Origin of the sequence: Paenibacillus sp. Y412MC10 (assembly GCF_000024685.1) — a bacterium.
GTDB classification, from domain to species: Bacteria; Bacillota; Bacilli; order Paenibacillales; family Paenibacillaceae; genus Paenibacillus_AQ; species Paenibacillus_AQ lautus_A.
The window spans coordinates 6,386,652-6,402,500 of the sequence record NC_013406.1; the positions used below are offsets into that span (position 1 = coordinate 6,386,652).

The following is a 15,849-nucleotide window of genomic DNA, read 5'->3' on the forward strand; positions in this document are numbered from 1 at the left end:
TAAACATGACAAAAGGCTTCGCCCCTAATCACCAGGGGCGAAGCCTTTTCATTAATAAATTCAAGCGAGATGAATCCTAAATTTCATTAACAGAACAACTAGAGCAGAGATCTTAATTGCCCGCTCCTGCCTTACTCCACCGTCACGCTCTTCGCCAGGTTGCGCGGCTTATCCACGTCGTTGCCACGGGCAAGCGATGCGTAGTAGGCAAGCAGCTGCAGCGGTACGACAGACAAAGCTGCCGTCAAGATCGGCAAGGTCTTCGGAATGGCAAAGGCTTGATCCACGGATTTCAGCAGGCCGGCCACATGCTCTTCATGCGTAATGGCCATCACTTCCGCGCCGCGGGCCTTCACTTCCTTGATATTGCTTACCGTTTTTTCAAGAACGGTTTCTTGGGTTGCCAAGGCAATGACCGGAATTCCCTCTTCTATCAGGGCAAGCGTACCATGCTTCAGTTCGCCGGCAGCATAAGCCTCGGAGTGAATGTAAGAGATCTCCTTCAGCTTGAGGGAGCCTTCCTGAGCTACGGCGTAGTCTTGGCCGCGGCCGATGAAGAACAGGTTCTCATGCTCAGCAATCTGCTCGGCATATCCCTTGATCGATTCCGCGTTGGTCAGCATGGACTCTACCTGTTCAGGCAGTGCTTCCATCGCTGCAATCACTTCAGCAACGGCGTCTTCTGTCATCGTACCGCGCACTTGAGCCAGGTACAGACCAAACAGATAGAACGCAATCAACTGCGAGGTGTAAGCCTTCGTGGAGGCTACCGCAATCTCCGGACCAGCCAGGGTGCCAAGCACATCGTTGGCTTCACGGGCAATCGAGCTGCCTACCACGTTCGTGATGGCCAGAACATGAGCGCCATGGCTTTGCGCTTCACGAAGCGCAGCCAAGGTATCTGCCGTCTCGCCGGATTGGCTCACAACGATGACAAGGGTTTCCGGCGTAACGATCGGCGAGCGGTAACGGTACTCGGACGCCACGTCATTTTCGACCGGAATGCGTACCATCTCTTCGATCACGCTGCGTCCCACCAGCCCTGCATGGTAAGCCGTACCGCAGGCGACGATCTGAACATTGCGAATGTTCTTGATCTGTTCCTGTGTCAGCTTCAGCTCAGGCAGAACGACTTTACGTCCGCTCTCATCCACACGGCCCAGCATCGTATCCCGGTATGCTTTTGGCTGCTCGTGGATCTCCTTCAGCATGAAATGATCGAATCCGCCTTTTTCCGCTGTAACGGCATCCCAGTCGACACGAATCATTTCCCGAGAAATAAAGTTCCCCTCAATGGTCATTAATTCGACAGCATCTGCCGTCAGCAGGGCCATCTCTCCATCGTTGAGAATATAAACGTTACGCGTATATTTCAAAATAGCCGGAATATCAGAACCGATGAAGTTCTCTCCTTCGCCAAGACCGATAATAAGCGGGCTTGCTTGACGCACAGCCATTAATCGATCCGGCTCATACTCGGTCAATACGCCAAGGGCAAATGCGCCTCTCATGTAAGAGATCGCCTTCTGCACGGCCTTAACGATATCTCCGTCATATTCTCGCGCAATGAGATGGGAAATAACTTCCGTATCGGTCTCGGAAGCAAACTGGTGTCCTTGACTGATCAGCTCTTCCTTCAGCTCCAGATAGTTCTCAACGATCCCGTTATGAACAACGGAGAACTTCTGGCTTTCGTCCGTATGCGGATGCGAATTCACGTCCGATGGACGGCCATGGGTTGCCCAGCGGGTATGACCGATACCTGCGGTCCCTACCAGGGGTGCAGACTCCAGTCGCTCCTCCAGATTGGCAAGACGTCCTTGTGCCTTCGCAACGCGCAGGCCTTCATTCGTAAAGACGGCAATCCCTGCTGAATCGTATCCACGATACTCAAGCTTTCTCAATCCCTCGATCAACACCGCTTGCGTTTTCTGATTTCCAATATATCCGACAATACCACACATTGTATGATTCCTCCGTTCGATTTCCCTATAATAGTTAGGCGGAAATAGAACACGGCAGCATCTGTGCGGCATCAGGAAAGAAGAATGATCTATTCAATTATCAACGTTCAAGAAACTCAGCAGTTCGTTAGGCTGTTTAGTTGAACAGACATGAATGCACTCTTCTTCCACCGCGCTGCCCTGTTCTAGATCGCACATTCATGTTTTGTATATAAGTGATGAATACGCATCTGCGAATACGTTGTAAGAACGGTCGCCCATTCCTTTTCCGTTATCCGCTTACGGTTGATGCATAACCGAGAGGTCCCCGCCGAATAATCCGAACACCTCTACCTCGTCAACTTGCGTTCTGCCGTTTGGTTATCCTTAGCATGGCTATAACCAATCCCCGCGCAGGTACAAGCTCTGGCGCTTATAAAGCTTGAAGTAACCTCACGATCCTCGCTTTCTATTCTTGAATGACATCCTTTATTATATTCATGCCCTATCACTTTGGCAACTCGGCTGGTTCCTGACAATGCCAAGCCCTACCTAGGATGAACCCCATGAATGACACCGAATGGCCTATTTTCGCAAGCGATGCCGGACAAGCACCTCTTTGCAGGCAGGACAGGGGGTGTTGCGCTTTCATTCGACCGGCATTCTGGAAAACAGCGGGCCAGTGAACCGAAACTTCATAGTTCACTGGCCCTGACAGAAATTAGTCTGCTTTCCTTAAAAAATACACCCTTAGTCTTACGCCAATTCCCGCTTCACCACGTCTGCAATCTGTGTTACATAACGGTCAAGCTCATCTTTGTCCGGGCCTTCCGCCATGACGCGAATGAGGGATTCCGTTCCCGATGGGCGCACCAGGACACGACCGTTATCCCCCAGAATGCCTTCAACTTCAGCAATCGCAGACTCGATAACGGTATTGCCTTGGTACTTGCTCTTATCGCCAACGCGGACATTAACGAGTACTTGCGGATACTTACGCATGCTGCTCTTCAGCTCATGCAGTGGCTTGCCGGAGGCTACCAGCGTATCCACCAATTGAATCCCGGTCAGAATGCCGTCTCCTGTGGTGTTGTGGTCCAGGAAAATGACATGTCCCGACTGCTCGCCGCCCAGGTTGTATCCGCCGCGGCGCATTTCTTCCATGACGTAGCGGTCGCCGACTGCCGTTTTTGCCGTCTTCAGCTTCAGGCTGTCGCATGCTTTATAGAAACCGATGTTGCTCATCACGGTCGAAACGATCGTACCTTCCTTCAGCTTGCCGGCACGGTTCATGGCATCCCCGCAAATGCACAGGATGAAATCGCCGTCCACTTCCTCGCCTTTAGCATCGATGGCAATCAGGCGATCCGCATCTCCGTCAAAGGCCAGTCCGAGGTCAGCGCCATGCTGGAGTACGGCCTCAACGAGTTTCTCCGGGTGAGTCGATCCGCAGTGATCATTGATATTCAGGCCATTCGGCTCAGCGCCGATGGTGATCACATCCGCACCCAATTCACGGAACAGTTTCGGAGCGAGCTCATACGCAGCCCCGTTTGCACAGTCCAGCACGATTTTCAGGCCGTCGAACCGGTTGCTGATCGTCGTTTTCAAATATTCCAGGTATTTATACTTAGATTCGTTATCTACCAGCAATTCACCTAAATCAGCCCCGATCGGTCGCGGCAGATTGTCGGTTTCCGCATCCATCAGCTCTTCAATCTTGAGCTCGGTTTCATCCGACAGCTTGAAGCCGTCGCCACCGAAGAACTTGATGCCGTTATCCTGCACCGGGTTATGCGAAGCCGAGATCATAACGCCCGCATCAGCCTTCAAAAGTCTTGTAATATAAGCCACCGCCGGCGTACTTACGACGCCAAGGCGAATGACGTGTGCGCCAATGGACAGCAGGCCTGCAACCAGAGCCGACTCCAGCATAGCGCCGGATACCCGGGTATCCATCCCGATGATAACGGTTGGCTTCTCTTTATCGCCCGTAAGCACATAGCCGCCGCAGCGGCCGATGCTGTAAGCCATTTCCGCCGTCAATTCTTGATTCGCAACCCCTCTTACTCCATCTGTACCAAAATATTTCCCCATGTTTTATATACTCCTTTATCTACTCTTCGATATTATCCATCATTGGATGTTTCTGTGCCCGTTGTTCCATCGCTTGATCCGTCTCCCGGCGGATGTGATGGGTTTTCTCCTGACCCGGAGTTATCCGTGCCCTCATTCGCGGGAGGCGTCTCTGGATCCTCCCCTTGATCATTGCCCGTCCCTGTTCCGGTTCCAGTGCCCGTTCCCGTCCCCGGTACATCAGGCTTGTCTTTGTCGGTTCCCTCGTTGTTCGAAGTACCCGGGTTCGTTGTCACGGGTTTCGAATTATCCTTGAGCTCTATCTTTATCACAGGGCGATCCTGGTCCGTGCGGTTGATGAAATTAGGCAGCGTAATCTGCAGCGGAATTTCATGAACGCCGGCTTTCAAGCCGGTCGCGTTCGCTTCAACTCCAATATCCGTTGGCTCCAGACTATTAAGCAAGTCAGGCGCACCGGTGAGCGTCAGGGAGATCGTCTTCGTCTTTGGATCCGTAATGACGGCATCCAGGCCGGAGGCGACACCTTTTAACGTGATCGGAATGCCGGTAATCTCCCGTTCTCCATGCGATACAGCCGTAACTTCAACCGTTACAGAGCTCGGCTCGATTTTCTCAAAACCTTCAGGCGGCGTCAAGTCGGCCGTAAGCACTGTTGTTCCCGAATTTCTAACTTCTCCCAGATTGATGGCGGCTTCGATATAGGTCTCAGCTCCTGCCAGTACCTCTTTGCTGCCGAACAGCTTCACTTCTTTGACCTTCTGTTCTACCTTGGATAAGACAAACCCTTCCGGCAGCCTTCCGGTATATTGAAGCTCCAGCGGCAAGGTGACAAATGCAGGCTCAATCGGTACTTCAGCCGCTACCGTAGCAGGCTCAATGACCGCATCCTCCATTTCGGCGCCTTCTTTATCATATGCTGTTAGCTTGACTCGTTTCTCCGTAATCTTCTCTTTGGCTCCATCAAGCTCCACGTTACCTTTGACCTGCCCTAAATTTGCCATCGACGATTCCGGCAGGGTAACCGTGACTTGCCTTGGGTCAATCAGCACGGGCGTTCCGGCCCGGTAATCTTTAGCAGGCTCGCCCTTCGTGCCAATACTTACCGTCACGGATTTCGACACTCTCGGCTCTACGGTCACCGTAACAACGGATGGTTCCATCGATACCATCTCCACGCCGCTTGGGATGGAGTAGGTCAGGGGAAGTGTGTGCGTACCCGGTTCTTTGACGTTGCTCAGATCGAGTTTTACTTTATATTCGTCGGTCAAAAGCGAAATATTGGATTTCTTCCCCCGCACCTCGAGATTCACGCGATCTTGATCAATGCCGGTTAGCACATATTCGCCGTCATCAAATCCATAGGTTTGAATCTTAACGCCTTCAATGATCTTGGTATCATAAAAGGTCGTGGGCGGTGCGGGCGTGCCGCTGTCCATATGAACCATTGCCCATAACAGAATGCTGACAGCGAGTGCAATGAGCTTGCTTGCCGTGTTGTTCTTGATCCATTTATCCATTGCTGCCGTCCCCCTTCCGTTTCCAGAAGAACGTGCGTTTCTCCTTGATGGACGCGGCAGGTCTGAGCTCCTCATACAATTTCGATATCAGAGACTCTTCCTTAATATCCCGAACCACTTGTCCATTTAAGGCCAGCGATACTTGCCCAGTCTCCTCGGATACGACAACCGAAATCGCATCCCCCACTTCACTGATTCCGATAGCGGCACGGTGCCGCGTCCCCAGTTCCTTACTGATGAAAGGATTCTCCGATAGCGGTAAATAACAGCCAGCGGCCGCGATTTGGCCGTTCTGAATAATGACGGCTCCGTCATGGAGAGGCGTATTCGGTATAAAAATGTTGATGAACAATTCCGAGCTGATCACCGATCCCATCGGAATTCCCGATTCTACGTATTCATTTAGGCCTGTCGTTCGCTCAAACACGATCAGCGCCCCGATTTTGCGCCGCGACAAATAATTAACCGCCTTAATGGTTTCGCTGATTAACTTATTCGTTTCCTCGTCAATATCCGCGGTCCGCCCGAACAGCTTGCCTCGGCCGAGCTGCTCCAGACCGCGTCTGAGCTCAGGCTGGAAGATAATAAAGATCGCCAGCACCCCAAAGGTAAAGATCTGGTTCATCAGCCACTTGAGCGTATACAGATCAAACCAGGTGCTCAGCGCCCAGATGACCACCAGCACCAAAATTCCTTTGAGCAGCTGGACCGCCCGCGTGCCGCGGACGAGCAGAATCATCTGGTATATTATATAAGTAACGATAAGGATATCGATGATATCTTTAATGGATTCACCCCAGGTCATATCTGTGAAATACTCCACCATACAGCAACCCCCGTCATTTCCTTTAAGTGCGGGCCCAAAAAATCCGGTTCCTTCGAAGATGAACGCCCTGGTTTGAAACCGAGCCTGCTTTCCATCATCCTTCTAATCACGCGGAGATTCTTGAACATCCTCTTTAATAACGCATGAGACTATATATGTAGTATGTACTCTACACTCTCTAGGTTATAACGTTAATCTTTCCGATGCAAGCGGACTCCCTCCGCTTTCCATGCAAATCCGCATAAAATCAACAAAAGAAGCGCCGTCTTTTCACTGAAAAGAGGCGCCTTTGCTTCGTAATTGCGGTTTTCACCTAGCGGTAAGCGGCATCTGTAAACAGAGTGGAGATCTTATACCATATCCAATCCATGGCTCTATCTATATCCTTCACTTGACCCGCTATATGCGCGGTGGAAGCCTGAAATAATTCTCCGTCGATAACGGTCACATTGCCATTAACCTGACCGTAAACCTTAGTCTTTCCGTTCTCGACCGTAATATCTCCCGTGATGATCTGATCCGGTGGAATAATGACCGTATCCCCTTCAATCACCAGCTTTTCGAATTCATCGCTCTTTACAACCAGCTGAGTGTCCTGACTCCAGAAACTGATCGTGCTAAAGAGCATGACGACCAAAAACAAAGCTGCAGCCGTGATCGCAGGATGATTCTTAACCCATTTGACCCAAGCTTTTTGTTTCTTGGGCTGCGGCAGCATGCCCATTATACGTTCCGTTAAATCATCGGATGGCTTGGTCGCATGATGAGTTAAGGAAAAAAGAAGCATATCGGTATGCTCCAGCTTCTCGAAGTAATTCCGACAGTCAGCACAATCCAGCAAATGCTTCTGCAATTCTAGCTGCTGCGGGTCGGACAAGTCATTATCCAGATAATCATGCATCAAAGAGACGGCTAATTTGCAATCCATTTGTGAGCCAATCCTTTCATTCAATCTCTTTGCTGGGTCTATCCCCCTAGGGGCATAAGACTTGCTTATTGTTCATACGTGCCGGAATCGGGGATGTTTCAACTTTTTTAAAAGAAAATCAGAAAAAAATTACGGGCACTGACTCTCTGATTTCCGCAAGAAAAAAAGCGCCCTTAAACGCGGTCTCTCTTCCTCAAAGAACGGCGATAGGCGTTTTTTCCTCACAATTTGTACTCTAATTTTTTCCGCAAAAATTCGCGTCCGCGATGTACGCGCGTTTTGATCGTTGTTACAGGCAGGTCCAAAATCTCGCTGATCTCTTGCAGGGATAAATCCTGGATGTACCTTAAAATCATAATGGTCTTGTACTTAGCAGGAAGTCCGTCAATGGCCTGATGGATAATGCGCTGCGTTTCCGATAGCAGCATCTCGCTCTCAGGCGTACGGTTATCGCTTGGGATCAGGGAGTAGCCGTCCATACCTTCGCTTTCGTTCAGGTCGGCGTCCAACGAGAAAGAAGGCTTGCGCTTGCGCAGCCGATCAATGCTAAGATTCGTGCCAATTCGGTATATCCAAGTTGAGAACTTCTGGTTCTCGTCATATCGGTCAAGGTTCTTGTAAACACGCAAAAAAGTCTCTTGTACGACATCCTCGGCCTCATGGCGGTTGCTCAGCATCCGGTAAGCCAAATGAAAAATCTTGTCTTTATAAAGCTCTACGATTTCGGCAAATGCCCTTTGGTCCCCTTTTCGGGCCAGTTTTGCCAGTCTTACATCCAAATTGTCCACCATAATTCCCCCAGAATGGTCTGATGGGTAACGTCTAAAAACGCATCATTCAAATCGTAATTCAACTGTTTCTAAAAATCAACAATAATTCAAAAAGAATCCCATTCGTGTATCAAAGACAATTCACCTGCAGCCGATACATTAATCATTAGGACGCAAGCTGCGCATAGATGAAAAAAACGAGGTCCCTCTAGGGAACCTCGCCTTATACTATCCCTTTCAAACAGCTTTAGCTTCTGCAGGGATCAGCCTGTATTGCGAAGCCCGGCGGCAATGCCGTTGATGGTCAGCAGTACTTCCCGAAGCAGATCCGGATCATCCTGCTCCTGCTCCCTTAGTTCACGCAGCTCGTTAAGCAGTTGAACCTGCAGATAGCTGAGCGGATCCACGTAAGGGTTGCGGAGTCTTATCGATTCCTGCAGAACCGGCTGGTTATCCAGAATATCCTGTTGTCCTGTAATCTTAAGAACCAGCTCTTTCGTCAATTTGAATTCTTCCTGAATCAGACCGAAGATGCGCTCGCGTGCTTGATCATCCTTCGTCATCAAGGAATACTCCTTGGCGATGATCAGATCTGCCTTGGCAAGTGCCATCTGAAGGGTATCGATCAGGGACGTAAAGAACGGATAGCTCGTGTACATCTGTTGAAGCACCTTCATATTCTCTTCCTTGCCTTGGTAGAAGCTCTGTAAGCCCGTACCAGCCGCGTACCATGCCGGAAGCAGGTAACGGCTCTGCGTCCATGCAAACACCCAAGGAATGGCTCTCAGGTCCTCGAAACGGTCGCTGTTCTTGCGCTTGGAAGGCCGGGAACCAATATTCAGCTCGCCCACCTCAGGAAGCGGCGTGGATTCCTTGAAGAAAGTAAGGAAATCCGGATCGCGGAATATCAGATCCTGATATTTTTTCTGAGAAACGGCCGAAATGCTGGAGGAAATCACTTCCCACTCTTTTTCGGTCGATTCTTTTTCAGGGTAACGGGCATTCAGGGAAGCCGTAATCAGTGCTGAGGTCGCCTGATCCAAACTCCGGTAGGCAATGCCCTTCAAGGAGTAACGGGACGAAATAACCTCGCCCTGCTCCGTAATTTTGATGCCGCCTGCAATGGTCGATGCCGGCTGAGCCAAAATGCTGCGGTTCAGAGGCATACCGCCGCGTCCGAGCGATCCGCCGCGTCCATGGAAGTATTTTACCTTGATGCCGAATTCATTGGCTACGGCCGTAATCTCTTTGAGTGCTACCTGGAGCTCCCAGTTCGCCGTAATGGCTCCGCCGTCCTTGTTGCTGTCAGAGTAGCCCAGCATGATCTCCTGCAGTTCGTTCATGGCGCTCACCGCTTCACGGTAGATCGGCAGGCTGAAGAGCTTGCGCATGATATCCGGGGCGGCATGAAGATCGTCAATCGTCTCGAATAATGGCGCAGCCTGCAGCGTAGCGATTACGGAACCGTCGTTATCCTTCCGGAACAGCCCGACTTCTTTGGCAAATACCATCACTTCCAGAATGTCGCTTGCGCCCTCGGCCATACTGATCAAATAACTGGAGATGCATTTCACGCCGAATTCCTGCTGCGCACGGAAAACGGTACGGTATACTTCGAGGCATTCCTCGGTGCTGTCGCTATACTCCTGATAAGGCGTAGTCAACGGACGCGGATCGTTAAGCAAGTTATTGAGCAGTTCGATCTTCTCGTCTTCGCTCAATTGGGCGTAGTCCTGCGTCACGTTCATTTTCCGCAGAATTTCGGCCATGGCATTCTCATGCTCTTGGCTATGCTGTCTGATATCCAGCGTTGCGGTATGGAAACCAAACAACTCCGCCTGGCGAATCAGCTTTTGAATATAGGTGTCTGCAACATAGTCAGCAAAATGGAAACGCAGGCTTCGATCAATGATTTTCAAATCCTCGATGAATTCCTCGGGGGTCTGATAACGCTCGCCGCCCGTCATGTTCTCATCCAGAATGTGACTCATTTTAGCCAGCATATATACCAGTTTTACACGATAAGGCTCTTTCTCATTGTGCCAAATTTCCATCTTCTTCAGTGTTACATGCTCGCGGTCTTTTTCAATGGATTGAAGCAATTCATCCGAAACGTTAACGATTGACGAGCTGAAGCTCAGGTATTTCATGAATTCACGCAAAATCCGTTGGTACTCACGAATCGCCAGCTTCCGCTGCATTTCAAGCGTTCTCCATGTTACGTCCGCCGTCACTGAAGGATTTCCGTCCCGATCGCCACCGATCCACGAACCGAAACGCAAATAGGTTGGAACGTGCCAATGGTGACCCGGATAATATTTAGTTAGGCAGCGCTCCAGTTCTTGATAAACCTCTGGCAGAATGTGAAACAGGGTTTCGTGAAAATAATACATACCGTTTCTGACTTCATCCAGAACAGTAGGTTTACGGTCACGAAGCTCATCGGTTTGCCATAGCGTAATCACTTCATTCAGTAGTTTCTCCCGAAGCTGCTCCCGTTCGCGGAACGTCAGTGTCGGATTGTCCAGCTGCATCACATCGTCCGCTATCCGTTTATGGATATCCAGAATAGCCCGACGCATCGCTTCTGTTGGATGAGCGGTCATCACCAGCTCAAGGGATAGACTTTCGAGAATTTCTTGAACTTCTTCAAACGTAATATTGCGCTCTTTCAAATCCTGGACTGCACTTTCGATGGAACCTGGTTGAACACTTTCCCCGGCGGAACGCTCGTAATCGCGTTTACGCCGTATGCGATGATTCTGTTCGGCGATGTTAACCAATTGAAAGTAAATGGCAAACGCGCGAATCACCTGATGGCGAATGTCGGGTTCCAGCGTGCTGATGATCCTTTTGAAATCTGCAAACAATTCTGGCAAGAATACGGATCGCAACGATTTACTCGTTTCGCGAATTTTCTCAACTATATCTAAAAGCTCATTGCCTCCTTGATGGACAAGAACTTCTCCAAGAATATTGCCAAGGAACCGTACATCTCGCCGCAGCAGATTGTTGGAATTGCTTTTTGCGGTTACTGTAAGTTCAGTCATGCTACTCCTCCCATCTCAACCCGTTTCAGCAGTTTATCTATAGGACGTAACGCCTTCCTAACATCATACAATAAAAGCGAATGAAAATCTGCATTTTTCAGGCGAAAAAATTAGCCAAATCGACAAAACTCATGGTCATGTTATACCCATAGCCCACGGACATTAGTCCTATAAACCGTTGATACGACAAGCATTCTTTATTGCATTAACACTTCGCAGGATAGTCGTATGAATATGTAAAAAAAACATCACACACGGTGATGTCCTGCTTATGTATGGAGCGGGTGATGGGAATCGAACCCACGCTACCAGCTTGGAAGGCTGGAGTTCTACCATTGAACTACACCCGCATATCAACCCACAAAAGTGACGTTATGCTTCAAAGCATATTCGGTTACTTTTGCCGGGCCTCAATTCTTAAGCAAATCGGGATGACACGATTTGAACATGCGACCCCCTGGTCCCAAACCAGGTGCTCTACCAAGCTGAGCTACATCCCGATATTAATCTTTTTAAAAAATGGCACGCCCTGAGAGATTCGAACTCCCGACCTTTTGATTCGTAGTCAAACGCTCTATCCAGCTGAGCTAAGGGCGCAAATGGAGCGGACGACGGGAATCGAACCCGCGACCCTCGCCTTGGCAAGGCGATGCTCTACCGCTGAGCCACGTCCGCATTAATGGTGCGCGTGGAGGGACTTGAACCCCCACGTCAAAGACGCTAGATCCTAAGTCTAGTGCGTCTGCCAATTCCGCCACACGCGCACAAGATGAAACAATGGTGAGCCATGAAGGACTCGAACCTTCGACACCCTGATTAAAAGTCAGGTGCTCTACCAACTGAGCTAATGGCTCGCATTTCAGGCCACCGAAAATACTCGGAATCACCTTCAAAGCGTAACTTTACTATTTGGAGTAAAGTGGCTGGGGATATAGGATTCGAACCTATGCATGACGGAGTCAAAGTCCGTTGCCTTACCGCTTGGCTAATCCCCAAAATCGTTGAGTTACTTCTATCTTGCCGATTCTCGTTAGAATCATGCATGAAATGGTGGAGGCTGAGGGGATCGAACCCCCGACCCTCTGCTTGTAAGGCAGATGCTCTCCCAGCTGAGCTAAGCCTCCGTATAAACTCATGGGGTTCTCATCCCCTGATGCAATAAAATAGTGGTGACCCGTAGGGGATTCGAACCCCTGTTACCTCCGTGAAAGGGAGGTGTCTTAACCCCTTGACCAACGGGCCACATTTTCATGATGCATGTCCAAACCAAAAGCGAATCTGGAGCTTCCAACCGGGATCGAACCGGTGACCTCATCCTTACCATGGATGCACTCTACCTACTGAGCTATGGAAGCAAGTGGCTCCCCGAACAGGACTCGAACCTGTGACAACTCGATTAACAGTCGAGTGCTCTACCAACTGAGCTATCAGGGAATATGTACCGCTTGGCGACGTCCTACTCTCCCGGGACCCTTCGGTCCAAGTACCATCGGCGCTGGAAGGCTTAACGGTCGTGTTCGGTATGGGAACGCGTGGAACCCTTCCGCCATCGCCACCAAACGGTTCAGATGCTTGATCACCTGAAAACTAGATACGAAACGATATTTGCAGCACATTGAAATATATTTTGGATAAGCCCTCGACCGATTAGTATTGGTCAGCTCCATGCATTGCTGCACTTCCACCTCCAACCTATCTACCTCGTCGTCTTCAAGGGGTCTTACATACTGGGAAATCTCATCTTGAGGGGGGCTTCACGCTTAGATGCTTTCAGCGCTTATCCCGTCCGTACGTAGCTACCCAGCCATGCTCCTGGCGGAACAACTGGTGCACCAGCGGTACGTCCATCCCGGTCCTCTCGTACTAAGGACAGCTCCTCTCAAATTTCCTACGCCCACGACAGATAGGGACCGAACTGTCTCACGACGTTCTGAACCCAGCTCGCGTACCGCTTTAATGGGCGAACAGCCCAACCCTTGGGACCTACTTCAGCCCCAGGATGCGATGAGCCGACATCGAGGTGCCAAACCTCCCCGTCGATGTGGACTCTTGGGGGAGATAAGCCTGTTATCCCCAGGGTAGCTTTTATCCGTTGAGCGATGGCCCTTCCATGCGGTACCACCGGATCACTAAGCCCGACTTTCGTCCCTGCTCGACTTGTAGGTCTCGCAGTCAAGCTCCCTTATGCCTTTGCACTCTTCGAATGATTTCCAACCATTCTGAGGGAACCTTGGGGCGCCTCCGTTACTCTTTAGGAGGCGACCGCCCCAGTCAAACTGCCCGCCTGACACTGTCCCCGTACCGGATTACGGTACCAGGTTAGAACCTAGATACGATCAGGGTGGTATCCCAACGTCGCCTCCACACAAGCTGGCGCTCATGCTTCTTAGGCTCCCACCTATCCTGTACAGATCGTACCCAAATCCAATATCAAGCTGCAGTAAAGCTCCATGGGGTCTTTCCGTCTTGTCGCGGGTAACCTGCATCTTCACAGGTATTAAAATTTCACCGGATCTCTCGTTGAGACAGCGCCCAAGTCGTTACGCCATTCGTGCGGGTCAGAATTTACCTGACAAGGAATTTCGCTACCTTAGGACCGTTATAGTTACGGCCGCCGTTTACTGGGGCTTCGGTTCACAGCTTCGGGTTTAACCCCTAACCGCTCCCCTTAACCTTCCAGCACCGGGCAGGCGTCAGCCCGTATACTTCGCCTTACGGCTTCGCACAGACCTGTGTTTTTGCTAAACAGTCGCTTGGGCCTTTTCACTGCGGCCCCCTCGGGCTATTCACCCTACCGAGGCACCCCTTCTCCCGAAGTTACGGGGTCATTTTGCCGAGTTCCTTAACGAGAGTTCTTCCGCGCGCCTTAGAATTCTCTTCTCGCCTACCTGTGTCGGTTTGCGGTACGGGCACCTTCACCTGACTAGAGGCTTTTCTTGGCAGTGTGAGATCATGACCTTCGCTACTGTAATTTTCACTCCCCATCACAGCCCAGCCTTACGATGTGCGGATTTGCCTACACATCAGCCTCACTGCTTGGACGGACATCCATCAGTCCGCGTCACTACCCTCCTGCGTCACCCCATCGTTCATAACGGTTTACGGTGGTACAGGAATTTCAACCTGTTGTCCTTCGATTACGCCTTTCGGCCTCACCTTAGGTCCCGACTTACCCTGAGCGGACGAGCCTTCCTCAGGAAACCTTGGGCTTTCGGCGGATCAGATTCTCACTGATCTTTTCGTTACTCATACCGGCATTCTCACTTGTATGCTGTCCAGCGCTCCTTACGGTACACCTTCAACCTGCATACAACGCTCCCCTACCCCTGATGCATACGCATCAAGCCATAGCTTCGGTGGTGTGTTTAGCCCCGTTACATTTTCGGCGCAGAGTCACTCGACCAGTGAGCTATTACGCACTCTTTAAATGGTGGCTGCTTCTAAGCCAACATCCTGGTTGTCTGTGCAACTCCACATCCTTTCCCACTTAACACACACTTGGGGACCTTAGCTGATGGTCTGGGCTGTTTCCCTTTTGACAATGGATCTTAGCACTCACTGTCTGACTCCCGGATATAAGTCTATGGCATTCGGAGTTTGACTGAGCTTGGTAACCCTTGCGGGCCCCGCACCCAATCAGTGCTCTACCTCCACGACTCTTCATTCCGAGGCTAGCCCTAAAGCTATTTCGGGGAGAACCAGCTATCTCCGAGTTCGATTGGAATTTCTCCGCTACCCCCACCTCATCCCCGCATTTTTCAACATACGTGGGTTCGGGCCTCCAGTGCGTGTTACCGCACCTTCACCCTGGACAGGGGTAGATCACACGGTTTCGGGTCTACGCCCACATACTAAGTCGCCCTATTCAGACTCGCTTTCGCTGCGGCTACGGCTTCTCGCCTTAACCTTGCATGGGAACGTAACTCGCCGGTTCATTCTACAAAAGGCACGCCATCACCCATAAATAGGGCTCTGACTTCTTGTAAGCACACGGTTTCAGGTTCTATTTCACTCCCCTTCCGGGGTGCTTTTCACCTTTCCCTCACGGTACTGCTTCACTATCGGTCGCTAGGGAGTATTTAGCCTTAGCAGATGGTCCTGCTGGATTCATACGGGGTTTCACGTGCCCCGCACTACTCGGGATCCGTCTCGGAGGGAATATACTTTCGGCTACAGGGCTTTTACCTCTTATAGCGGGCCTTTCCAGACCTCTTCGCCTAATATGTTCCTTTGTAACTCCATGTGAGACGTCCCACAACCCCAGAGAGCAAGCTCTCTGGTTTAGGCTGTTCCGCGTTCGCTCGCCGCTACTGACGGAATCACTCTTGTTTTCTCTTCCTCCAGGTACTTAGATGTTTCAGTTCCCTGGGTATGCCTCCTCGCATCCTATGTATTCAGATACGGGTAACTGACTATTACATCAGCTGGGTTTCCCCATTCGGACATCCCCGGATCGAAGCTTGCTTACAGCTCCCCGAGGCAGTATCGTTGTTCGCCACGTCCTTCTTCGGCTCCTAGCGCCTAGGCATCCTCCGTGTGCTCTTAGTAGCTTAACCAACTGCTCCGGTTATTGTGCTCATCGCTCTGTTGTTCGTTTGTTTCCTGATCTATTAAACGAGTCAATAGGTAGAAACAAACTTCCAAAGGATCGATGATCCCAAAACCTTCGCGCTACTTTTTATTAAACTTGTTTGACACAAGTTCAGCTAAAAGGATAT

Annotated in this window: 7 protein-coding genes, 11 tRNA genes and 2 rRNA genes; all 20 read right to left on the reverse strand. The window is 50.5% G+C overall.

From position 1 onward, the window contains the following. Positions 1 to 131: 131 nt before the first annotated feature. Positions 132 to 1,964, reverse strand: a complete 1,833-nt coding sequence (glmS, locus tag GYMC10_RS28200; protein WP_015737605.1) for a glutamine--fructose-6-phosphate transaminase (isomerizing) — start codon at positions 1,962 to 1,964, stop codon at positions 132 to 134. Positions 1,965 to 2,699: 735 nt separating this feature from the next. Beyond that, positions 2,700 to 4,040 carry a phosphoglucosamine mutase gene (glmM, locus tag GYMC10_RS28205; protein WP_015737606.1) on the reverse strand — a complete coding sequence of 447 codons (1,341 nt, stop codon included), beginning with the start codon at positions 4,038 to 4,040 and terminating at the stop codon, positions 2,700 to 2,702. A 32-nt stretch (positions 4,041 to 4,072) separates the two neighbouring features. Next, positions 4,073 to 5,557 carry a YbbR-like domain-containing protein gene (locus GYMC10_RS28210; RefSeq protein ID WP_015737607.1) on the reverse strand — a complete coding sequence of 495 codons (1,485 nt, stop codon included), beginning with the start codon at positions 5,555 to 5,557 and terminating at the stop codon, positions 4,073 to 4,075. Continuing rightward, entirely contained in the window at positions 5,550 to 6,383 is an 834-nt protein-coding gene (gene cdaA, locus GYMC10_RS28215) for a diadenylate cyclase CdaA (RefSeq protein WP_015737608.1), read from the reverse strand. The genes GYMC10_RS28210 and cdaA overlap by 8 nt, the downstream gene beginning before the upstream one ends. 313 nt (positions 6,384 to 6,696) lie before the next feature. Further along, positions 6,697 to 7,311, reverse strand: a complete 615-nt coding sequence (locus GYMC10_RS28220) for a zf-HC2 domain-containing protein (RefSeq protein ID WP_015737609.1) — start codon at positions 7,309 to 7,311, stop codon at positions 6,697 to 6,699. Positions 7,312 to 7,532: 221 nt separating this feature from the next. Then, a complete protein-coding gene (sigW, locus tag GYMC10_RS28225; RefSeq protein ID WP_009589526.1) occupies positions 7,533 to 8,102 on the reverse strand; it encodes an RNA polymerase sigma factor SigW in 570 nt (189 codons plus the stop codon). 242 nt (positions 8,103 to 8,344) lie between these two features. Next, complete coding sequence (ppc, locus tag GYMC10_RS28230; RefSeq protein WP_015737611.1) at positions 8,345 to 11,131, reverse strand: phosphoenolpyruvate carboxylase; 2,787 nt, start codon at positions 11,129 to 11,131, stop codon at positions 8,345 to 8,347. A 276-nt stretch (positions 11,132 to 11,407) separates the two neighbouring features. Next, a tRNA-Gly gene (locus GYMC10_RS28235) sits at positions 11,408 to 11,481 on the reverse strand. Positions 11,482 to 11,557: 76 nt separating this feature from the next. Beyond that, positions 11,558 to 11,631 (reverse strand) — tRNA-Pro (locus GYMC10_RS28240). Between the two features lie 20 nt (positions 11,632 to 11,651). Then, positions 11,652 to 11,728, reverse strand: a tRNA-Arg gene (locus GYMC10_RS28245). A 3-nt stretch (positions 11,729 to 11,731) separates the two neighbouring features. Further along, positions 11,732 to 11,806: transfer RNA gene (locus GYMC10_RS28250), tRNA-Gly, on the reverse strand. Between the two features lie 5 nt (positions 11,807 to 11,811). Beyond that, positions 11,812 to 11,895, reverse strand: a tRNA-Leu gene (locus tag GYMC10_RS28255). Positions 11,896 to 11,909: 14 nt separating this feature from the next. Then, positions 11,910 to 11,985, reverse strand: a tRNA-Lys gene (locus GYMC10_RS28260). A gap of 66 nt (positions 11,986 to 12,051) precedes the next feature. After that, positions 12,052 to 12,126: transfer RNA gene (locus GYMC10_RS28265), tRNA-Gln, on the reverse strand. Positions 12,127 to 12,179: 53 nt separating this feature from the next. After that, a tRNA-Val gene (locus GYMC10_RS28270) sits at positions 12,180 to 12,255 on the reverse strand. Between the two features lie 43 nt (positions 12,256 to 12,298). Continuing rightward, positions 12,299 to 12,373, reverse strand: a tRNA-Glu gene (locus GYMC10_RS28275). 37 nt (positions 12,374 to 12,410) lie between these two features. Beyond that, a tRNA-Thr gene (locus tag GYMC10_RS28280) sits at positions 12,411 to 12,486 on the reverse strand. Between the two features lie 3 nt (positions 12,487 to 12,489). Beyond that, positions 12,490 to 12,565: transfer RNA gene (locus tag GYMC10_RS28285), tRNA-Asn, on the reverse strand. Between the two features lie 9 nt (positions 12,566 to 12,574). Then, positions 12,575 to 12,691, reverse strand: a 5S ribosomal RNA gene (rrf, locus tag GYMC10_RS28290). 67 nt (positions 12,692 to 12,758) lie between these two features. After that, positions 12,759 to 15,687 (reverse strand): 23S ribosomal RNA (locus GYMC10_RS28295). Positions 15,688 to 15,849: the final 162 nt, after the last annotated feature.